General features: G+C 37.0%; 23 protein-coding genes and 2 pseudogenes. 6 read left to right on the top strand and 19 right to left on the bottom strand.

All coding sequences use genetic code 11. The features are described 5' to 3' along the window. The first annotated feature begins 52 nt into the window (after positions 1 to 52). From MHH59_RS23285 to mscL, 3 genes are all read left to right on the top strand, one after another. On the top strand, positions 53 to 634 hold the full coding sequence (locus MHH59_RS23285; RefSeq protein WP_340852450.1) for an ankyrin repeat domain-containing protein: 582 nt from the start codon (positions 53 to 55) through the stop codon (positions 632 to 634). Positions 635 to 770: 136 nt separating this feature from the next. Then, positions 771 to 1,697, top strand: a complete 927-nt coding sequence (locus tag MHH59_RS23290) for a Gfo/Idh/MocA family protein (protein WP_002129436.1) — start codon at positions 771 to 773, stop codon at positions 1,695 to 1,697. 128 nt (positions 1,698 to 1,825) lie between these two features. Next, the gene (gene mscL, locus MHH59_RS23295) at positions 1,826 to 2,227 is read left to right on the top strand and encodes a large-conductance mechanosensitive channel protein MscL (RefSeq protein WP_002015591.1); all 402 of its coding nucleotides are present in this window, start codon (positions 1,826 to 1,828) and stop codon (positions 2,225 to 2,227) included. A 50-nt stretch (positions 2,228 to 2,277) separates the two neighbouring features. Here mscL and MHH59_RS23300 read toward each other — a convergent pair whose 3' ends face one another. Next, positions 2,278 to 2,550, bottom strand: a complete 273-nt coding sequence (locus MHH59_RS23300; protein ID WP_002129437.1) for a DUF3917 domain-containing protein — start codon at positions 2,548 to 2,550, stop codon at positions 2,278 to 2,280. A 111-nt stretch (positions 2,551 to 2,661) separates the two neighbouring features. On the opposite strand from MHH59_RS23300, the pseudogene MHH59_RS23305 reads away from it, so the two are divergent. Then, positions 2,662 to 2,769, top strand: a pseudogene (locus tag MHH59_RS23305) (DUF3949 domain-containing protein); the annotation flags it as partial. A gap of 14 nt (positions 2,770 to 2,783) precedes the next feature. Further along, complete coding sequence (locus MHH59_RS23310; protein WP_340852451.1) at positions 2,784 to 3,146, top strand: DUF4288 domain-containing protein; 363 nt, start codon at positions 2,784 to 2,786, stop codon at positions 3,144 to 3,146. 34 nt (positions 3,147 to 3,180) lie between these two features. On the opposite strand, the gene ccpA is transcribed toward MHH59_RS23310, so the two are convergent. From ccpA to MHH59_RS23335, 5 genes and pseudogenes are all read right to left on the bottom strand, one after another. After that, entirely contained in the window at positions 3,181 to 4,179 is a 999-nt protein-coding gene (ccpA, locus tag MHH59_RS23315) for a catabolite control protein A (protein WP_002034370.1), read from the bottom strand. A gap of 275 nt (positions 4,180 to 4,454) precedes the next feature. Further along, positions 4,455 to 4,934 (bottom strand): annotated as a pseudogene (locus MHH59_RS23320) (bifunctional 3-deoxy-7-phosphoheptulonate synthase/chorismate mutase); the annotation flags it as partial. 170 nt (positions 4,935 to 5,104) lie between these two features. Next, positions 5,105 to 6,121, bottom strand: coding sequence for a CamS family sex pheromone protein (locus tag MHH59_RS23325; RefSeq protein ID WP_002129446.1), 1,017 nt, complete (start codon positions 6,119 to 6,121; stop codon positions 5,105 to 5,107). Positions 6,122 to 6,234: 113 nt separating this feature from the next. Continuing rightward, entirely contained in the window at positions 6,235 to 6,561 is a 327-nt protein-coding gene (gene ytxJ / locus MHH59_RS23330; protein ID WP_002067603.1) for a bacillithiol system redox-active protein YtxJ, read from the bottom strand. A 2-nt stretch (positions 6,562 to 6,563) separates the two neighbouring features. Further along, entirely contained in the window at positions 6,564 to 7,073 is a 510-nt protein-coding gene (locus MHH59_RS23335) for a DUF948 domain-containing protein (protein WP_050001013.1), read from the bottom strand. A 187-nt stretch (positions 7,074 to 7,260) separates the two neighbouring features. Between MHH59_RS23335 and MHH59_RS23340 the strand changes: the two genes are divergently transcribed. Next, a complete protein-coding gene (locus MHH59_RS23340) occupies positions 7,261 to 8,376 on the top strand; it encodes an aminopeptidase (RefSeq protein ID WP_340852453.1) in 1,116 nt (371 codons plus the stop codon). 37 nt (positions 8,377 to 8,413) lie between these two features. On the opposite strand, the gene MHH59_RS23345 is transcribed toward MHH59_RS23340, so the two are convergent. From MHH59_RS23345 to MHH59_RS23405, 13 genes are all read right to left on the bottom strand, one after another. Next, complete coding sequence (locus tag MHH59_RS23345) at positions 8,414 to 8,848, bottom strand: hypothetical protein (protein ID WP_002129451.1); 435 nt, start codon at positions 8,846 to 8,848, stop codon at positions 8,414 to 8,416. Between the two features lie 335 nt (positions 8,849 to 9,183). Further along, positions 9,184 to 9,588 (bottom strand): PH domain-containing protein, encoded by a 405-nt coding sequence (locus MHH59_RS23350; protein WP_078177727.1) that lies wholly within the window; start codon positions 9,586 to 9,588, stop codon positions 9,184 to 9,186. 76 nt (positions 9,589 to 9,664) lie between these two features. Further along, complete coding sequence (locus tag MHH59_RS23355) at positions 9,665 to 10,156, bottom strand: GNAT family N-acetyltransferase (protein WP_078177729.1); 492 nt, start codon at positions 10,154 to 10,156, stop codon at positions 9,665 to 9,667. After that, the gene (locus tag MHH59_RS23360) at positions 10,153 to 10,701 is read right to left on the bottom strand and encodes a GNAT family N-acetyltransferase (protein WP_002015602.1); all 549 of its coding nucleotides are present in this window, start codon (positions 10,699 to 10,701) and stop codon (positions 10,153 to 10,155) included. The genes MHH59_RS23355 and MHH59_RS23360 overlap by 4 nt, the downstream gene beginning before the upstream one ends. A gap of 64 nt (positions 10,702 to 10,765) precedes the next feature. After that, on the bottom strand, positions 10,766 to 11,662 hold the full coding sequence (locus MHH59_RS23365; RefSeq protein ID WP_002164956.1) for a DMT family transporter: 897 nt from the start codon (positions 11,660 to 11,662) through the stop codon (positions 10,766 to 10,768). Continuing rightward, a complete protein-coding gene (locus MHH59_RS23370) occupies positions 11,652 to 12,065 on the bottom strand; it encodes a MerR family transcriptional regulator (RefSeq protein ID WP_002015599.1) in 414 nt (137 codons plus the stop codon). Before MHH59_RS23370 ends, MHH59_RS23365 begins: the two co-directional genes overlap by 11 nt. Positions 12,066 to 12,186: 121 nt before the next feature. Beyond that, positions 12,187 to 13,497 carry a UDP-N-acetylmuramate--L-alanine ligase gene (gene murC, locus MHH59_RS23375; protein WP_002015598.1) on the bottom strand — a complete coding sequence of 437 codons (1,311 nt, stop codon included), beginning with the start codon at positions 13,495 to 13,497 and terminating at the stop codon, positions 12,187 to 12,189. A 251-nt stretch (positions 13,498 to 13,748) separates the two neighbouring features. Next, the gene (locus MHH59_RS23380) at positions 13,749 to 14,867 is read right to left on the bottom strand and encodes a nicotinate phosphoribosyltransferase (protein WP_002015597.1); all 1,119 of its coding nucleotides are present in this window, start codon (positions 14,865 to 14,867) and stop codon (positions 13,749 to 13,751) included. 61 nt (positions 14,868 to 14,928) lie between these two features. Next, entirely contained in the window at positions 14,929 to 18,906 is a 3,978-nt protein-coding gene (locus MHH59_RS23385) for a DNA translocase FtsK (protein WP_340852459.1), read from the bottom strand. Positions 18,907 to 19,062: 156 nt separating this feature from the next. Then, positions 19,063 to 20,019, bottom strand: a complete 957-nt coding sequence (locus tag MHH59_RS23390) for an N-acetylmuramoyl-L-alanine amidase (protein WP_002015615.1) — start codon at positions 20,017 to 20,019, stop codon at positions 19,063 to 19,065. 40 nt (positions 20,020 to 20,059) lie between these two features. Then, positions 20,060 to 20,404, bottom strand: a complete 345-nt coding sequence (locus tag MHH59_RS23395) for a hypothetical protein (RefSeq protein ID WP_002015616.1) — start codon at positions 20,402 to 20,404, stop codon at positions 20,060 to 20,062. Between the two features lie 145 nt (positions 20,405 to 20,549). Next, a complete protein-coding gene (gene ytpR, locus MHH59_RS23400) occupies positions 20,550 to 21,164 on the bottom strand; it encodes a YtpR family tRNA-binding protein (protein ID WP_002089041.1) in 615 nt (204 codons plus the stop codon). Then, a complete protein-coding gene (locus MHH59_RS23405; protein WP_002129459.1) occupies positions 21,161 to 21,973 on the bottom strand; it encodes a DUF1444 domain-containing protein in 813 nt (270 codons plus the stop codon). The genes ytpR and MHH59_RS23405 overlap by 4 nt, the downstream gene beginning before the upstream one ends. Positions 21,974 to 22,005 lie beyond the last annotated feature (32 nt).

Raw genomic sequence — 22,005 nt, forward strand, 5'->3', positions numbered from 1 at the left:
TTACAGTTTAAATTAGGATACCGAATTGCTTGCAAAAGGAGGTTGAAATTCCATGTTCAAAAAAACATTAAGCATGATATGTTGCGTAATTTTTTTACAAGGATGCTCACAAGAACAAGAAGTTAAAAAGGAGATGACAAACATGGAGACAGCACTACTAACAGCTACTGAGAAACAAGAAACGAATACTGTTATATCATTACTCAAAAAAGGGGCTGACGTAAATATCCAAGACGATATGAAAAACAATCCCTTTCTATACGCCGGTGCAGAAGGTTACTTTGATATTTTAAAACTAACGATTGATGCCGGTGCAGATCCATCGCTTACAAATCGTTACGGCGGAACAGCTCTTATCCCCGCCTCAGAACATGGCTATATTGATGTTATTAAAGAACTCCTTACGCGAACAACTATTGATGTTAACCATGTAAATAATCTCGGGTGGACTGCTTTAATGGAAGCCATCGTACTAAGTAATGGAAACGAAACACAGCAACAAGTCATTCAGCTTCTTATTGAGCACGGTGCAGATGTAAATATTCCCGACAACGATGGTGTTACCCCGCTAGAGCATGCCCGTGTTCATAACTTTGAAGAGATAGAGAAGATTTTGTTAGCGACAAATAAATAAAAGCTCATTTCCTATAAAAAACGTATCATTTTTAAATCTATTTTTTGCCATTCTCCCCAGTCTATGCTACAGTTATTTCGTCACATAGCTATACAGCTAGACAACTTATATATTTATAATAGGGTGGGAAAAAAACATGAGCAAACCTCGTATTGGAATGATTGGATTAGGCAGTATTGCACAAAAGGCTTACCTTCCAACACTGACAAAGGAAACTGATTGGACTTTTGTGGGAGCGTTTACACCTAATGTTAATAAAAGAAAACAAATTTGCGAGCAATATCGTATTCAAGATTTCGCTAACCTTCAGGCACTCGCTTCAGAATGTGATGCGGCTTTCGTTCATAGTTCAACTGCTACACATTATGAAATCGTTTCTGAACTTCTGAAAAAAGGAATCGATGTTTATGTTGATAAGCCGCTAGCTGCTACTACTGAGCAAGCAGAGAAGCTAGTTGAAATGAGTGAAAAGTATAATCGAAAGTTAATGGTGGGATTTAATCGCCGTTTCGTTCCTATGTACGTTACTGCCAAAGAGCAAGCTAATGATACTTCATGGATTCGAATTGAAAAGCACCGCACAAATAAGGTGGGGCCATATACGTATGACTTTACTATGTTAGATGATTACTTACATATTGTAGATACTGCTCGCTGGTTAGCTAACGATGACCTTAACATCGTTCATAATATGATGCAAATCAATGAAAAGAACGAACTTCTTTACGGACATCATACATATACAACTGCAAATGGACTTTTACTTTCTACGGCGATGCACCGCCATGCAGGTACAAATTTAGAACAAATTGAACTTGTAACGGCAGGTAAAATCATTCGCGTAAAAAATATGAACACATTTGAAATTGAGCAAGAAAACTCCGTTTCACAAAGTGGTTCACCATCATGGGAGACAACGTTAAAGCAGCGCGGATTTGAAGATGCTGTTCATCATTTTATCCAATGTGTACAAGGTGATACACAGCCTATTGTAGATGGATTAGAAGGATTAAAATCTCAACAAATGCTCCAATCTCTACTGCAAGCTGTAAGCAAAAATTAAAACGGATACATTTTTCAGAATTTACTTTCATTCCCATTTCCTCTTTATTTCTATCACAAATTTCTATAGAATATGTTGATAGGAATTATAAATTTCATATTGAATCGTGGAAAGGATGGGATTAACACATGTGGAACGAGTTTAAAAAATTCGCATTCAAAGGGAATGTAATCGATTTAGCTGTCGGGGTTGTAATCGGTGCTGCATTCGGTAAAATCGTTAGTTCTTTAGTTAAAGATATCATCACACCATTACTTGGTATGGTACTGGGCGGCGTTAACTTTACAGATTTAAAACTTACATTCGGTAAATCATCTATTATGTATGGTAACTTCATCCAAACTATTTTTGATTTCTTAATTATTGCAGCTGCTATCTTTATGTTTGTTAAAGTTTTCAACAAACTAACATCTAAAAGAGAAGAAGAAGAAAAGAAAGAAGAACTTCCAGAACCAACAAAAGAAGAAGAAATTCTTGGCGAAATTCGCGACTTACTAAAACAACAAAACTCTTCTAAAGATAGAGCATAATTGAACGGATAAAAAGGCATGCCCCCTCGGGACATGCCTTTTTTTATATGCTATAACGTTTCCGAATTCATATGAATAAATGCAATAATACCTGCAACCATAAGTACCATAATGCTACCTGCAAATAGTGTAATACCCATGAACATTAAACTTGTGCTCATGTCCACTGATACACTTTCAATAAAAATAGAAATTACATACGTGATAAGGGCGATTCCTGCAAGAATACTTCCTGGAACAAATCGCTTTAAGCCATTTTGTTTTAACGTCATATATGCAAAAATAGCAGTCATGCAAAGCGTAATTATCCAAAGAACGATCATCTCTTCTCCCCCCTCACAAGCCTTTTCTTTCTATTATACATGACATTGCCCTATAATAGTTAAATTTGCACTTGTGTGACATATAACAAGGAATACCCCCAACTGTAGCGAATGTCTTATAAAGAATCCCAAATACATTACCATTATCAAAGCAACGTATTTACAATACCCGCTTCACTTATCGCGAGTATTGTTTATAAAGTAAAACATTCAGCATAAGGAGATTCTCCCATATGTATGCTGTAAAATTATTATTTGAATCTGTCCATTCAGGTGAGCCTAATCCTAGTAAAATTGATGAACATTATGAAGAGAATCACGATACACTTTTTGAAGAAAGTATCATTCTCGTTAAGGCGAACAGTTTAGAGGAAGCTCATGAGCTAGGTGAAAAGATAGCTCTACAGTCTGAAGATACGTACGATAATATGTACGGTGAGCAAGTAACATGGACGTTTAGAAAAGTGTTGCATGTTTTCGAATTAGATGACACACCATTTGAGACAGGAAAAGAATTATATGCACGCTTTTTACATGTTAAGAAAACTGAAAGTGTAGATACAGTAGTTAAACACCAGTATCCTGAATATGAATAAAAGCTCACAGCTATCGCTGTGAGCTCTCTTATTCTTACTTCGTTGAATCTCTAAATTGGATACGGTGAGGTAAGATAACTGAGTGATCTTCTACTTTTTCTTTGTTCATATATTTCGTTAGTAGACGCATTGCTACTGCACCGATATCATACATTGGTTGTACAACTGTCGAAAGTTGCGGACGAACCATTAATGCAAGACGTGTGTTGTCAAAACCAAGCACTTCGATATCCGTTGGTACGTTTAATCCCGCGTCTTGTGCTGCGTGGATTACACCTAGTGCCATTTCATCAGAAGATACGAAGATTGCTGTTGGTTTTTCATCCATGCCCCAAAGTCTTTCAAACGCTTCTATACCTGAATCATATGTGTAATCTCCATCAATTATAAGATTTTCATCATATGAAATACCTGCTTCTTCTAAAGCTTTTTTATAACCTTGTAACTTCTTCGCGCTTCCTGCTTTATTAATGAAAGGACCAGAGACGAAACCGATACGTTTATGTCCTTGCTCAATAAAATGCTTCATTGCATCGTAAGCTGCTTGTGTATAATCAATATTTACTGATGACGTTTCATTTTGTTCATCAAATGACGCTGCTAATACAATTGGTACTGGAGATTTTTTGAACTCTTCAACGTGAATATCTGTAATATCTTCACCCATGAAAACAATCCCGTCCACTTGTTTCCCAAGCATCGTATTTAATAAGTGGAACTCTTTCTCTTTGTTCTGGTCAGAGTTACTTAAAATGATGTTATATTTGTACATTGTTGCGATATCTTCAATTCCACGAGCAAGTTCTGCATAAAACGTATTTGAGATATCAGGAATAATAACACCCACTGTAGTTGTCTTCTTACTTGCTAGTCCACGTGCTACCGCATTCGGGCGGTATCCTAAACGATCAATTGCTTCTAATACTTTCTTTCTTGTTGTAGGCTTTACATTTGGGTTACCATTCACAACGCGTGATACGGTAGCCATTGAAACATTTGCTTCACGCGCTACATCATAGATTGTTACGTTCATCTCTTCGCACACTCCTTCTATTTATGTTATCTATTTTTATGTATCGGTTCACTTGAATGAAAAAAAGACATCAACTCTATTTGCAGATGCCAACAATCGTCCCGAGTTCTTCCTTTTACTAATGATACGCTAAAAACACAGGGTCATACAATATTTTCCCGCAAAAGTTTCGAAAAAATTCGCTTCTTTTCTCGTATTTTCGTATTTTTTATGCAAAAAAGGTCAATTTTTGTAAAAAATCTATGTAACAAGCCTACATAGACTAAGAAATCTTTTTATAATTTACTTCCGAATGCTTTTAATTCTTTCATAAACTCATTGAATTCTGGAATGTCCATTTGCTACGCTTCATCTGATAATGCAACTACTGGGTCTGGATGTACTTCAGCCATAATAGCAAAAGCACCAATTGCCATAGCCGCTTTTGCAAACGGTAATAGAAGGCCACGTCGCCCTGTAGAATGCGTTACATCGACAACAACAGGTAAATGTGTTTCTTTCTTTTAAATTGGCACAGCGGAAATATCAAGCGTATTACGCGTTGCTGTTTCATATGTGCGAATACCACGCTCACATAAAATGATAGTACCATTCCCCTCTGCCATACTATATTCTGCTGCATTAATAAATTCTTCAATTGTTGCTGATAAACCAAGCTTTAATAATATTGGTTTATTTACAGCACCAGCTGCCTTTAACAGTTCAAAGTTTTGCATATTGCGAGCGCCAATTTGAATAACATCAACATAATCTGACACTTTAAAGAAGGCACTGAAAGAGTCTATTTCATAAGAAAAAAGAGGTCATTCCCTACTATGTACAGGTAATGACCTCCTTTCTTCTTTCAACATCTTTAGGAAATTCGAAATGTTTTTCTCGAAGTATTCACTTTTTCAGTAGCCTCAGCTTAAAAACTGTCTTTTCATTATAAGAAAGAAACAAACGGTTTATCGCTGTTCTTCTCTTTTATAATAACAGCCTCGATTTTATTCTCGGACTTTATTTGTAATTGAACTTTAGCATCTTTAGGAAATTGTTCTAACATACTTTGAGCAGCCGTTTGAGAGAGTGCCATTAATTCTGACTTACCGTTATATTTAACGACAATATCCATCTTTAATTTATCCATCTTATTTTGCTTATAAGAAATCTTAGCATTAACAGGGATATAATCTCCTGGAGAAAATGCCTTCATTGCTTTAGAAAAATCCTTTAGCTTATCATTATCTTCTCCATGTGCCCCCTCAAATTCTTGAGAAGGATACGAATACGACTTTTCATCAATAGTATCCCAATTTCCAAGATTAGTCTCGTTCTTTTGAACAGTAGCGCTTGAAATATAAGTACCATTCTTTAAAGAACTTGTACTTTCTTGCTTAAATATAGCAAACGTAATTGGAGATTTGTTATATTTATCATTTTTATTAATAGCTTCTATAAGCCCCTTAGCGACTTCAGTACCTTTAGAAATAGCTTCCTCATTAGATACACTTGAAGACATAGATAAACCAATAACAACGCCAGATAAGCTTAGTTCATTTGAATTTTGTTTGCCGAAGTAGTCCTGTTCTATAATATTAGTCAAAACTGGTACTTCTTGTTTCGTAACTAATTCATCAATTGTTTTCTCTGGAATATATTGATTTAATTGTAATACGTAATTTTCTGTATCGAATTGTTTTGAAGCAATATCCATTAAACCATTTTCATATTCTGCTAAATCTAGTTTAGAATTAGTTTTAACATTAACTGTATTAATTACCTTTTGTTCTTTTAAAGGAATAACAGTTCTATAGTAATCCTTAGAAACAGCAGTTCTTGGAATCATACTTTTTTCTTTCGTATCTTTCTGTACAACTTCATCCTTCTTCTCAATAGTATTATTGCTGCAAGCCCCCAGTAATAAACTTAAGCTTGCGATGCATAATGCCATTTTCTTCATTGCTTAAAACCCACTTTCAAAAGTCAATTTACTTAGTTTTAAAGTATCTCTAGTGTACCACTAAATATATTGCAACAAAATAAAAAAGAAGCAAGCCCTTCGCTTGCCTCTCCCTATTTTACATTCTCTTCTAAAGCTTCTTTTTTAATATTCCAGTGCGATGTATGCCATACTACCATTCCATCTTTTATGTATAACACTTGCGGAGATTCATGCTTAATGCTGTACTGCTCTGCAACATGGTTCGAAACATCTCTCGCCTCTTGTACGTATAAGTAATATGCTGGCACTTCTCTTTCTTCACCGCAATACGCTTGAAACTCAGTATATGCACCGTGACTAATTGGGCATGTCGTACTATGCTTAAAAAGAACGTAAGGCTCGTTCTTTTCTACTAACGCTTCAAGTTCTTCAATCGTTTCAATCTTCATCATACTCATCGTTACTCACCTCTCATGCGAAGTCTAGAGCGCTTCTCTCTCTTTTCAGCCTTCTGCTCAGCTCTCTCAAGTTTACGCTCTTCTTTTTCAACCTTTTTCTCTTGTCTCGTAGTACGGTAATGGTTGTATACTTCAATTGCTGCACTGCTCCACTGTACAACTTGTGCCACTTTATCTGCATTATTTTCAATTTCGTCCGTAACAGACTCTGAAACGTTGCGAAGCTTCGTATTTAAAGAGTGGATCGTCGTTCCGATTCCATCCACACCTTCTACTACTTTATTTAGCGACTGTGACTTCTGTTGAATATCATCAGCTAACGCATTTGTCTTATGTAATAATTGCTCCGTCTCTACGCTTATTCCTTGCATTTGCTTTTCTAAACCTTCTAACGTGCTCGCAACGTTTTCTAACGTCTTCTGAACCGATAACAACGTTCTGCATACATACACTACTAATACTGCGAAAGCAACCGCGATAATAGCCGCACTTACATATAGAAGAACTTGCATTTCATCACTTCCTTTATCTTTTTCATACTTTCTCCCATTATACAATCATTTTCCGTTTCATTCTAATCCCTATCTTATCATTAGAATTTTCATACTTATTCGTTAACTGTAACATAAATGATTCAACAAATTCCACTAAGTAGGTTACAATAGGAGAGGATACATAATTAGTAGGGAGGCTTTACATATGAAAGATCCACGCATTAAAAAGTTAGCATACAATTTAATTAACTACTCTATTCGTTTACAAAAAGGCGAAAAAGTATTAATTGAAAACTTTGGCTTACAAAAAGAACTTGTAACTGCACTTGTAAAAGAAGCATATGCAGCTGGTGGTTTCCCATTCGTTTCTTTAAAAGATCATCAAGTAGATCGCTCTTTATTAATGGGTGCTACTGAAGAACATTTCGAACAAATCGCTGCATATGAAGCGAGCGTAATGAAAGATATGGACGCTTATATCGGCCTTCGCTCTGGTGATAACATTAACGAACAAGCTGACGTTCCAAGTGAACGTATGAAAGTTCACGGCCAAACAGTTGGCAAAAAAGTTCATAGAGACATCCGTGTTCCGAAAACACGCTGGGTTGTTCTTCGCTACCCAAATGCTTCTATGGCGCAGCTTGCTAAAATGAGCACAGAAGCTTTCGAAGACTTCTACTTCGAAGTTTGTAACTTAGACTACGGTAAAATGGATAAGGCGATGGATAGCCTTGTTACATTAATGAATAAAACAGATAAGGTTCGCTTAACTGGCCCTGGAACTGACTTAACATTCTCTATTAAAGACATTCCAGCTATTAAATGCTCGGGTCATTTAAACATTCCAGATGGTGAAGTATACTCTGCACCAGTTCGCGATTCTGTTAACGGTACAGTTTCATACAATACACCATCTCCTTACAACGGTTATACATTTGAAAATGTACAACTTAAATTTGAGAACGGTCAAATCGTTGAAGCAACTGCAAATGATACAGAGCGCATTAACAAAATCTTCGATACAGACGAAGGCGCGCGTTTCGTTGGTGAGTTCGCAATCGGCGTAAACCCATACATCTTACATCCAATGGGAGACATCCTATTCGATGAAAAAATCGATGGCAGCTTCCACTTCACACCTGGACAAGCTTATGATGATGCATGGAACGGCAACAACTCTAACATTCACTGGGATTTAGTATGCATTCAGCGCCCTGAATACGGCGGCGGTGAAATTTACTTCGACGACGTATTAATCCGTAAAGACGGACGCTTCGTTGTAACTGAACTAGAAGCTTTAAACCCAGAGAACTTAAAATAATGAAAAACGCTCGGAATTTTCTCCGAGCGTCTTTTTATTAATATTGTAATAAATCTTTCGCCACATCTTCTGGCACTTTAAAACTCATTTTCTTATTTTTCATTTCAACTTCGACATAAGGGACATCTTTATATACTGTCATAGTACCAATTTCATGTAACTCTTTTTTATCTTTACCCGAATCCAATAATTTCGGTGTATCCTCTTGATACATTTTAAACGTTTTCCCTTGCGGAGTATCTAAAGGAGCCGATTCCATTTCCCACTCATCCATTTTGATTGATTCAAACAACTTTGTGATTTCTTTCTTATCGGTAATTGTTTTTTTATCACTCGAATCAATAAGCGATTCAATTTCAATTTTTTGTGCCTTTTCTAAACTAACATCAGACTTCTCTTTCTTCGCACTACATCCTATTAAAAGAATGGATGCAGTTAGCAGAAATAAAAACAACATATAGATCTTTTTCATTTCTAATCCCCCTACTTTATATGGAGCTATTTTTCTCGCTTTTTGTTTGCTAAAAATGAAAATAAAATAAAAGCGTCACTGCGATAGTACCTATTAATATTGGGACATATAAGGGCAAATCCCATTTCATATATACTCTAGTGCAACCAACAAGCACAAACAAAATAAAGTGAAACTTTAATCAGTGGGGGTTTTGTTCATCCCCCACTGATTATTAGCCCTCACCAATCGGGCTTTTACGGGCAGCCCGACTCCCACCTAACTTCTTTGCTCCTGCCGAATTTTGAGGTGGGAGTCTTACTGCCCGTTAATGCGGGGTAAAAGTTTTACATACTTCATCTCTTACCTACCATTTCTATTTTTACATGTGGATTCTCTTTCTCAACAAGTGACAAAAAACTTGTCATATCTTGCGGCATCGCAATCATATGTACTTTATATGCATTCGTCGTAATTTCAAGTGATTTCCCAACTTGACGAACAACTCTTATATCTTTTAATACAACATCGTCATTTAAAATACCATATTTTAATACGCCATTTTCCACTTTATGTTTTTTAATAAATATTTCCCAAACGATTGGTACATTTACAATGAAGCATAAACCCATTCCAATCAACGCTGACATCCACTGCTCTTTATTTGTGAAAAGCATGACAATTGGATACACAAACATAAAAGCTAATGTGAGACTAACGAAAATTACCGCTGACTTACTTCTTTGAATTGGAAAATCCATACACACACCCCCTAACTAAATTATACCATTTTTTCCATTTTAGTTCATAAAAAAAGGCCATTTATGAATGACCTTTTTAAACAGTATACCTATAAAATTTCTTATCTACCTCTAGCACTGGAAAACTTTTTGGCAACTCTTCTATACTCACGCTTTGAAAACCATTCTTTTCGTAGAAACGGTGTGCTGCTAGAAATTTAACTGTTGTTCCTAAATAAATGTCTTCCAAGTTCTTTTCTTTCGCCCAAGAAATTGCCGTTTGAAGTAGTGTATGTGATGCGCCCCATTCTTTTCCGCGGAACTCTTTCTTCACGAACATTTTTCTTAGCGCTACTTGATGCTTCCCAATATCTAATAAAGCTATCGTTCCAACTACTTTCCCATCATAAGTTGCTACCCAAAAATTTCCGTTGTCCCTTTGATAGAACGTTTCTATTTCAAGTAAGTCCGGCTGCTCTTCTTTCGTAATAGGGACCTTGTACTCTTTTCGCTGAATATGAACGATAAGATCTACTACTTCCTCTTGAAACATACTTTCATACGGAATAATACAAACCTTCTCGTTCATCGAATTTTTTTCCATTCTGAAGCTAGTAAACTGTACACAGCGATATCCTGAAAATGATCGTATAACCATTCGTCATCTCTTAAAATACCATCTAATTTAAAACCTAAACGTTCTGGAATCGCACGGCTTTTCGCATTTTCAACACCGCAACGAATTTCAATTTTATTCAGCTTTAAATTATCAAATGCATAATGAAGCACAGCCTTCACACTTCGCGTCATAATACCTTTCGCGCCAGCATCTTCTGCAAGATAATATCCAAGACTCGTAGCTTTCTTACCCCAGCTCACCGGATGAATACCTACCATCCCAACGAGCTTTCCTTTATAGCGTATACCAGCCTCAAACCCATCTCCCTCTGCAAATTTCTTTAACCACATCGGAAAAATCTCATTATACGCATCAGCTGATTTCGTTCCATCTACCCAAGGGAGCCATCTTCTTAAATGGTTACGGTTTTGATCTAATAATTGATATAATTCCTCTTTATGATGTTTTTCTAATAGTTGTAGTTCGATTTCGTCATCTACTCGGAGTGTGAACATGTTTTTTAGCCCCTTTTTATTTTTCTTATTATTCTAACACTTACAGATACAAAATGTTAAATATTCACACTTTTTTCGGTTTTATTTGTATAAAACCAGAAGAATATAATACTCCCGTAACAACTAATATCATTCCTACAGATTGTGCGGGCGTTATATTTACTCCTTCAATAAAAGAAATAATCATTGTAACAACAGGCACTAAATTAAAAAATAAAGATGTCCTTGCTGCCCCAATTTGAGCAATTCCATTATTCCACCATAAGTAACCGAGCACACTCATTCCAATTGCCATAAAGAGAATCGCTCCCCAAGCTAACAAAGGAACTTCCAAAACTGGTACTATACTTTTTTGAGTGACAGATATCACAATAAAGGCAAGAGCACCAATCGTCATCGTATATGTCGTAGTTTGTATTGGGCTACCAGTTTTAATAAACCTTCTGCCTAGTACACCGTATAACGCCCAGCAAATATTCCCTAATAAAATATAAAAATCCCCTTTTGAAAATGATAAACTTTGTAGTATTGTAGATGAACCTTGTGTAAGTACAAAAACAACACCAAGTAATGCAAGTAACATTCCAATACCTTGGCGCTTTATAATTTTTTCTCGTAAAATAACACTTGCTAATAGCATCGTAACGAGCGGATTCGTCGCCATAATAAGTGCACCATTAATAGCTTCTGTATGTTTCATACCTAAAAAGAAAAAGAAGTTAAAACCAAATACACCAACAATACCTAGCAAAAGGTAATAAGCCCTATTCTGCCTCCATACCTCCACCTCAAAATCTTTTCGTATTTTTAACAGACATAACATCACAAATGCAGCAATCCCAAAACGCCATGCCGCTATATGAATCGCTTCGAAATATTGCACCGCATATTTCGAAGCATTAAATGTTCCACCAGTGAAAATCGCAAACCCTAGTAACTGAGCGTATACTTTATTCTTCATTGTTGGCCTCCGAGTTTTTCTCTTCTAGAAAACCATAATAAATTTCTAACTTCTCCTCTGTTAACAAAACTACTTTTTGCAATTGCTCCTGCTGTTCCCTTAAACGATCTAAGTGTGTTGTTAAAATTGAAATCCTCTTTTTTATTTTCGCAGGTACTTCCTCTTCCCGCTGTCTAATCTCCTCTATAATACATCCGTCACTTGCAAACTCAGCCATCTCTTCTAAAGACATTCCTGTTTGCTTTAATGAATATAAAAATTTTAATAGGCGCACATCACCTTCTGTATACTGACGAATGCCACTATTCCGCGTTGGTGGTGGCAATAAACCTAGTTTCTCATAATAGCGCAAAGTATGAATACCCATCCCTGTTAATTCTGCGACTTCACCGATTTTATACATGTTTTCTCCCCCTTGTTTTTACATATTCATCTTACAACCTAGAGCTAACTCTAGGTCAATACATAAATAAAAATCGGACACAACAAAAAAAGACGCACAGCCAAGCTATGCGTCTTTTCTATTACTTCTCTGCAACTTGAACTTCTTTTACGTAAGCTGCTTCGAATTTTTGGATGTCACCTGCGCCCATGAAAATAAGAACGCCGTTTTTATGTTTCTTTAACACATCCGTTGTTGTATCTGTAATTAGTTCTGCGCCATCGATACGTTTTTGCAGATCTTCAATTGTTAATTCACCTTTGTTTTCACGTGCTGATCCGAAAATATCACATAAGTATACTTGGTCAGCTTTACTTAAGCTTTCCGCGAACTCATCTAAAAATTTCTCTGTACGTGAGAATGTATGTGGTTGGAATACAGCGACAACTTCACGCTCTGGATGTTTTTGACGAGCTGCTTCAATCGTTGCATTAATTTCTGTCGGATGGTGTGCATAGTCATCAATGATAACTTGTTCTCCCATTGGCTTTTCATTAAAGCGACGTTTTACGCCTTCAAAAGTTGTTAGCTGATGCTTAACTGCTTCTACATCAACGTTTTCATAATGGCAAAGCGCGATTACTGCTAATGCATTTAATACGCTGTGATCGCCGTATCCTGTAATTTTGAACGTGTCATAATACGTATTACGAACGAATACATCGAATATAGTACCATCAGTTCTCTTTTGAATGTTACGTGCTTGGAAATCATTATCTTCTCCAAATCCATAGAAAATAACAGGTACTTTCGCTTGAACTTTTTGAAGTTCTTCATCATCACCACATGCAATAATACCTTTTTTCACTTGCAATGCCATCTCTTGGAATGCATTAAATACATCATTGATGTCTGCAAAGTAATCTGGGTGATCGAAATCGATATTTGTCATGATTGCATAGTCTGGATAGTAAGACAAGAAATGACGACGATACTCACAAGCTTCAAATACAAAATACTTACTATTTTCTACCCCATGCCCCGTTCCATCTCCAATAAGGTATGATGTTGGGTGTGCACCTTGCATTACATGGGCTAACAAACCAGTTGTTGATGTTTTTCCATGTGCACCAGTTACAGCAACACTTGTGTACTGATTCATAAGATCACCTAAGAAGTGATGGTAACGATGTACTGGGATATTTAATTCTTTTGCTGCTACGATTTCTTCATGCGTATCAGGAAATGCATTTCCTGCGATAATCACTTGTCCTTCTTTAATATTATTCTTATCAAAAGGAAGGATGGAAATACCACGCTTTTCCAATGCTGTTTGTGTAAAGAAACGCTTTTCATAATCAGACCCTTGAACAGTATGCTTCATGTCATGAAGAATTTGTGCTAATGAACTCATTCCTGTTCCTTTAATTCCTACAAAATGGTAAACTGTCATCTTAAAGAACCTCCAACATTTCGAACTAATACAACGGCCTATCTATAAGACAGTATATGAATCTTTTCTTATTTTGGTAATCATCATACATTTCTGATGCAGTGAATTTCTTTTTATATTCACTTATCAGTGATAAACTCGTACGTACTTCTTTTATGTCCATAACACATTTATTATAGCAAAAAACAAGCCGCTATACTATGATAACAGAAAAACTGATAGGGTCAATCACCTATCAGTTTTTCTCGCTTTTACATATCTTCTTTTGTTTCTAATTGAACACGCTCTAGACGTGAATTTGGACGGTATTTACGACCAGCTTTTGCTTCTGGTTTTCCATTTAATTCTACGTTATCACCAGTAAAACCAATATTCATTTTTAATAAGCTACTTCCTACTCCGTATATATCGACAGGAACATTTTGAGCTTCAAATTCACGAATACGCTTCTCATCAAACCCACCAGTTACAACGATATCTACATGTTGGAACCCTTCCTCATCAAGAGCCTTACGAAGTGCAAATACAAGTGATGGATTTACACCACGTGGATCGAATGTTCCAAGTACTTCTGGGTGACGAATGAAGTATTGATCAATCATTGTGCGAGACGTATCGACACGTACACCTTTTAATGTTGATCCAAATTCACGCGCTACGCGAAGTGCATCTGTGATGACATCATTGTTATAATCAATTAGTACGACTAATTCATCTTCTGGGAATTTTTTATGATATGCCTTTGCAGCTTCAACAACATCACCATTAAACATTTGAATTAAAGCGTGAGGCATCGTCCCCATACCACTTCTGCCCCACCATTCATTCATTGCATGCGTCGCTTGCGCGCTCATACCTCCGATGTATGCCGCATAGCCGTCACCAGCTTGTTGCGTATAATGATCGTCACGATCTCCCATGAAAATAACCGGTTTTTCTTTATCTACACTACGTGCAGCTTGGACAACGTTATATACGTTTGTCGCAACTGATGTACGACGAGCTAAAATCCCATCAATTACACCTTCTAAAAAGCCGAAGTATTCATAAGGACCATGAATTGTTAAAACTGTTTCAAACGGACTAATATTATCGCCATCCTTTAAAGAATGAATTTCTAATTCCTCAGGATTTTTGGCAAATGTTTGTAGCAATGCGATTACCTCATCTGCTCCGCAAAGAACTGCATGTTCTTTTTGAAAAAACTGCATTGTTACAACGCTTTTCGGGCGAAATTCTTCAATGATTTCTCTAGTTTTTAAAAAGTAAACGGCAGAGAACCAGCCTTCTCCAACACGTTCATCAAATTTAAATGTTTTATTTGTTAGTCGATTTATTTCACCTTTTAATTTTAATTCAATTTCTTTCATGTCGCTTTACTCCCTACTTTACTATCCAACATTTTCTATTAGTATACAGCAAAACCGTTTCCTATACATTTGTTTCCTGCATAGCAGCGAATTCATCCTCAGAAATAAGGACATCTCTCGGTTTCGTTCCTCTTCCTTCAGAAATAATCCCTTGCGACTCCATCTCTTCAATTAGACGTGCCGCGCGATTATAACCTATGCGGAATTTTCTCTGTACAGAAGATGTGGACGCTCCCCCTTGCTCTACAACAAATTGACATGCATCAAAAAATAGTTCATCTTCAGACTCACTCTGCTCTGATTTTGCTAATAAATCCTCTTGCTTAAATAAGTAGTTTGGCTTCATTTGCTTTTTCACATGATCAACTGTTCTTTCAATCTCATCATCTGATACGTATACACCTTGTACACGAACTGGTTTAGATGTGCCGTTTCCTAAAAATAGCATATCACCACGACCAAGTAACTTCTCCGCGCCCCCAATATCGATGATCGTACGCGAATCAACTTGAGATGATACTGTAAACGCAATACGCGTTGGAATGTTTGATTTAATTAAACCTGTAATAACGTCTACAGATGGACGCTGCGTCGCAACTAATAAGTGAATACCACAAGCACGCGCTTTTTGTGCAATACGACAAATCGCTTCCTCCACATCACCAGGAGCAACCATCATTAAGTCCGCTAACTCGTCAATGACAATTACAATATAAGGTAATGTCTCACCTGGGATTTCTCTACCACTTACAATCGTATTGTAACGAGTTAAATCACGAGCACCAGCATGAGCAAACAATTCATAACGACGTTCCATCTCTTCAACCGCCCACTTTAACGCAGCTGTAGCTGCTTTTACGTCAGTAATAACAGGTGCTACAAGATGTGGAACAGAATTGTATGGTGCAAGCTCAACCATCTTCGGATCAATTAGTATCAACTTCACTTCATGCGGCTTCGCTTTATATAAAATGCTCGTTAAAATCGCGTTAATGCACACACTTTTCCCTGAACCAGTTGCACCCGCAATAAGTCCATGTGGCATTTTTCGAATATCCGTTACAATTGGATCACCGGAAATATCAAGCCCCAGCGCAACTGTAAGCGGTGATTCACTCTTTGTAAATACAGGACTTCTTAAAATTTCACGCAGGAATACTGGCTTACTTTCCTTGTTTGGAACTTCAATTCCAATTGCACTCTTCCCTGGAATTGGCGCTTCAATTCGAATATCTTTCGCAGCTAAACTTAACTTAATATCATCACTTAAATTTGTAATTTTATTTACTTTCACACCTGGGTCTGGTTGTACTTCAAAACGAGTTACCGCCGGCCCTTGTGACACATTAATAACATGTGCTCCAACATGGAAATTATTAAATGTCGTATTTAATAATTCTTCCTGTTCTTCTAGCCACTCCGTATTATCTAATGCTGCCTGCTGTGGAATTGACAACAACGTTAATGGCGGAAGTTCATACTTCGGTGGCGCTTGTAGTACGTTGCGCATATCATTCTCTTTTTGATTTACGACATATGCTTTCTCTTGTACTTCCGTACTTGAAATTGACTCTTGTACTTGTCCAGCCACCGCTACTTGTTGCATCGGTTTTTCTTCCACTTGCGGTTCCACTACCACTTGCTGCATCGGTTTTTCTTCCACTTGAGCTTCTACTACCACTTGCTGCATTGGTTTTTCTTCCACTTGGGCTTCTACTACCACTTGCTGCACTGGACTTTCTTCTACTTGCGGGTCTACTACCACTTGCTGCACTGGTTTTTCTTCCACTTGCGGGTCTACTACCACTTGCTGCACTGGTTTTTCTTCCACTTGCAGGTCTACTACCACTTGCTGCATTGGCTTTTCTTCTGCTTGTGGTTCTACTACCACTTGCTGCACTGGCTTTTCTTCCACTCGTTCACTGACAGTTGATTGCATTACGTTCGTTCTTGCCGCATGTCTTTCCATTAATTTCTTTCTATCCTGCTTTAACATGACAACATTAAATGGGACATGACGTTTTTTCTCACGTTTCGGTTCTTCTATTTGTAAAGCAGGCTGTTCTTCAGCAACTTGCTTCTTTTCTTCCGCTTCTTCAATTAAAACGTTCGCAAAGTTTTGAACATCTTTCTTTGTTTGCTCATCCGTTTCTGAAACTGGTACGAATACTTCACTTTCTTCCTTGAACGTAATTGTTTCTTGTTGAGAAATCACTGGTTGCTCTGCAACTGGTGTATTTTCCACTAAATCTGTATTCATCGTTTCTTCAATTACTGTTTCTTGAGAAATTGGTTCTTCTTCCTTAGTACCCTCTAACTCCGCAACTTCTTCTGTCGCTTCCTCAGATTTCTCTAATTCCACAACTTCTTCTGCTTCTTTAGATTCCTCTAATTCCACTACTTCTTCTGTCGCTTCCTTAGTTTCTTCTAATTCCACAACTTCTTCTGTCGCTTCCTTAGCTTCTTCTAATTCCACAACTTCTTCTGTCGCTTCCTCAGATTTCTCTAATTCTGCAACTTCTTCTGTCGCTTCCTTAGTTTCTTCTAATTCCACTACTTCTTCTGTCGCTTCCTCAGATTTCTCTAATTCTACAACTTCTTCTGCTGCTTCCTCAGCTTCCTCTAATTCCACAACTTCTTCTGTCGCTTCCTCAGCTTCCTCTAATTCTGCAACTTCTTCTATTGCTTCCTCAGTTTCTTCTAATTCCACAACTTCTTCTGTCGCTTCCTCAGGTTTCTCTAATTCCACAACTTCTTCTGCTGCTTCCTCAGATTTCTCTAATTCTACAACTTCTTCTGTCGCTTCCTCAGCTTCCTCTAATTCTGCAACTTCTTCTATTGCTTCCTCAGTTTCTTCTAATTTCACAACTTCTTCTGTCGCTTCCTCAGGTTTCTCTAATTCCACAACTTCTTCTGCTGCTTCCTCAGATTTCTCTAATTCCACAACTTCTTCTGCTTCCTTAGCTTCTTCTTCAAAAGCATCTGGTATTTCTATAGTAATTGTTTCTTCAAGCTTTTCATCTGCTTTTACAATCACTACATCTTCTAAGGTTTCTTCTTCGACTTGATTTGCTGCAACTTCAGCAACAGTTTCTTCTATTTCTGTATTACATTCATTTTCTTCTGTTAATATCGAATACACATGCTCTACTTTAGAATCTATTGACTCTTCTTGTAAAGTTTCTTCGTTATCTTCTGTAGATGATAACGCCACTACATCTTGCTCCTGCTTCAAGGCTTGTACAATTGTAGCCTCTTTTTCCACATGCTGTCCTACTGTTTTATGAAGCAAATCATCACTTAGGCTTTCTTCTAATGAAGGGGCTTGACGTTCAACTTCGTAACCGTTTTTCTCTAACCATGTATCCACAACCGATTTTTCTTCTACTTTATTACTTCGTTCGTTCACTCCGTTCTTAACAGATGAACTTCCTTGTAGAACTCCCGAAAAGTCAGATAATGTATATCCCTTTTTCTCTAACCATGCGTCAACAACAGCTTTTCCTTCAACAGATATTTCAAGATCTTCTCTTACCTTTTCTTCCTCCTGCACAACCTTCGTTTCTACTGAAGGACGGTTATATCCATAAATCGGAGAAATCATTTCTGTTGGACGAAATGGTCTACGGTTACTTTCTTGCGACGGTACGAATGCTTTTTTTACGACAGGCTCTGGTTCCGGTTCATATTGCAATTCCGGTTCCTCATATGTAGGTGCTTCTGTTTCCACATACGGTCGTCTGCTTCTTTCCACTTTTATTCCTCTTTGAGTAGGCTGTTCTTCATATGCTCCTCTTTGAATAGGTTGTTCTTCAAAGTTAGGCAGTTCTCTTACATCCTCCTCATCGAAGCCATTATCTGGTATTAATGGAAAACGACATTTCCCTGCATTCCGACTTGCCATTTGTGCTTCTCTTGCTTCAGTGTAGTGGTTTACACGAGGAATTTTCGGCTGACTTTCAATTTGTGCCGGTACTTCTTTATTCATCACTGTTTTTTCTTCCTCTTTGTTAAACAGCTTTTTCATCCAATCTAACATGTTTACCACTCTTTCTACTAAATAGTAACATCCTTTATTGTATCAGCATTCGGCAAAAAGTGCAGGTAAAATTAAGCATATTAGTTTTATCCATAATATTCTAATTCACGATTGTTTTTCATATAGAAAAACGAGGTCTTACATGTAAGACCTCGTTTAATCTTTACCCTTCCGATATTCATCCACACTATCCGTTACACTTTGCAATAAGGAATTTACATACTGTGGGTCAGATAATTTTTTGTCTTCTTCAGGGTTTGACATAAATCCAAGTTCTAATAGTACTCCTGGAACTTTTGACCAATTAAATCCAGAAAGATCATCCCGAAATTTAATTCCATTTACTTTCACTTGATGATTCTCTCTCATTTTATTTACTATCGTTTGAGAGATTTGAAGACTTTCAGCATAAATCTCTTTCGTATACGGACTTCCTTCTGCCGGTGTCAATACAGCAAATCCACTTTGATTTGGATTTTCAGAACCATCTGCGTGAAGGCGCAAAAATAAATTCGCTTTATGATCATTCGCGAATGTTGCTCGTTCCTTATTACTTATATCAACCTCATGTGACGTTCTCGTCATCAATACTTGTATACCTTTTGCTTCCAGTTTTTCTTTCAATATAAAAGCCATCTCTAATACAAGAACTGATTCCCTCTTTTTCGTTACAACCCCCGCTGTTCCGTCTGTTACTTTATATTTTTGCGTAGTTGCTCCTGGACCAATTGCCTCTAAATTTAAGTTCGCTTTTTGTTGATGCCCTGGATCAATAACGACGAGAAACTTTTCTTGTTTTTCATTACTCTCTACTTTTTGTTCATTATTTTGTACTGGTTGCTCAGTTGGCTGCAGCGGCGTAGTTTCCTCTTTCTTTTCCTCGGCCGGCACTTCCTCCTGCTTATGTTCCACTTGCTCATTCGTTTGAATTGCTTGCGGTTGTTCTTTCTTTTCTTGTTCTTCTTGCTGCTTTTCTACCGGTGCGTCTTCCTTATTATCTTTGTTTTTTTCTTGTATAGAAGATGTTGTTTCTTTTTTCGGCTCTTCTTGCGAACAACCTCCCATATATATTCCAATGACTGCAATAGCGCTCATTATTTTTATATACTTCATTTTTCTCTCCTATCACTTTGCACCGGTCTCAAAGTTTTTCTTATAATTGTTTTATAATTTCATCCATATTTCCAATATGAACGGGTTGCCACGTTTCTGTACCACGCTCTGCGGTATAGACTAGATAAGCATCATCAGCTACATTTACGAAAACAGGATCCCCCATATCCGTTTCATATCCGATAACAATCCATTCCTCTTTCCATTTTCCACTTTCTTCACTTATTAATGAATTTTTATGTTTATCATATCGATAACCGATTTGTCCTTTTTCTAATTCATTTTCGCTAAACACATATATTTCATAGGAACCTAGTTCGATATCTTGCTGTTTTGAAGTTTCAATTCGTTTCAGAAGTTCTGCAATTTTTGGTTGTTGTTTCATACGTCTACCCCCTTCTTTTTTCTAAATTTTACCTAATCCATTTTTGAAATACAATATAGATTTTGAGAGGAAACGTTACAATCCTAGGAATTTCGTACAAAAAAAAATAGCCTCACATATGCGAGACTACTTTTTCTAACATCAATTAAAATTTAAATTCTTGTCCAACTTCAAAGCTATCTTCTAATACAAGAATACCTTTTTCTTCTGGAGCATCTGGAAGCTCTAATTCACGTGCAGAGCAAATCATTCCAGAAGAAGGAACACCGCGAAGTTCAGCTGGTTTAATTAACATACCACTTGGCATTACAGCACCGATTTTTGCAACAACAACTTTTTGTCCTGCGTCAACGTTTGGTGCACCACATACGATTTGTAATGTTTCTGTACCGATTTCTACTGTACAAATGTTTAATTTATCAGCATTTGGATGCTTCTCTTTTTCAGCTACATAGCCTACAACAAATTTCGGCGTGAAATCAGCTTCTACTTTTTCTTCAAAGCCATTCTTCGCTAAAATTCCGTTAATTTTTTCAACAAACTCTTTCGTTAATGTAACGTTTCCGTTGTCTGTTACTTCTACATAAGAAGACGCATTAAAGATGTTGAATCCTGCTGTTACGTTGCTTTCACGATCGTATACGCGAGCAACATCTCCTTTGCGGTCAAATGTACGGTTTTCTAAAGTAATATCTTGTAAGGTAACAATTAAAGTGTCACCAATTCCTTCAAGGTTGTAAAAAACGTTCACTTCGTTCATCCTTTCTCTTTTCCATCTGTCTTCTTCCGATTCTTCGCTAAAATAAAGATTGGTTCAAAGTCCCCATCTTCATATACGAATGAAAGTGATGTAATCGGAACATGCCCTTCGGCAAAAAATTTCATTGTCATTTGTGCAATAATATCATAACCGATTTCGTTGACGATATCAGCAATAATTAATACATCTTGGTGAGGAACTGCAACAACCATATCACCAGAGATCTTTTCACGCATCGAGTGTAGTAACGATTCGTTTAAAATACGACTCGCATCGTATCCATCATTTGTGTTTAAAAAGTAGAATGTATTACCTGCTACTGTCTCCTGCTTAAATTCATAGCCTAATGAGCGAGCATTAAATAATGCCATTTCACGTACTTGTTCCTCTGTAAGCTCTAATTTTTGCAATAAGCGCTCATCAATTAATCGATACGTTTTATTAGAATCTAGCGCATAGTAAATACGTGTTTCCGCCGTATGGTCCGTCATAATAAACGGATTTCCTTCTTCTGATTGTTTCGGGAAAGAAGTAGAGCGAATAACAGGTAAAATTTTCGCCGTGCTATTTTCTTCTTTATGCATTGCAATTAGCGCTTCTTGTACGTAATAAGCGACCTCTTCAATTGCTTTTTCTTTGTTCACTTCCCATTTTGCAACTACTCCTGGAAGTGATACGTTAATACCTTTTTTCGAGTCTGTTTGTTCAATACGAAGAACTTCTTTCTCGCTATCATAATGAAAGTCCCATTCTGGTCGAGATAATTTCTTCATTAACTCGTCTTTCATCTTTTTACTTGTCATTTTCATCTCTTTTTCCTCCCTTCCAAAAAAATAACCTC

Source organism: Bacillus sp. FSL E2-0195, from assembly GCF_038003645.1.
Lineage (GTDB): Bacteria > Bacillota > Bacilli > Bacillales > Bacillaceae_G > Bacillus_A > Bacillus_A mycoides.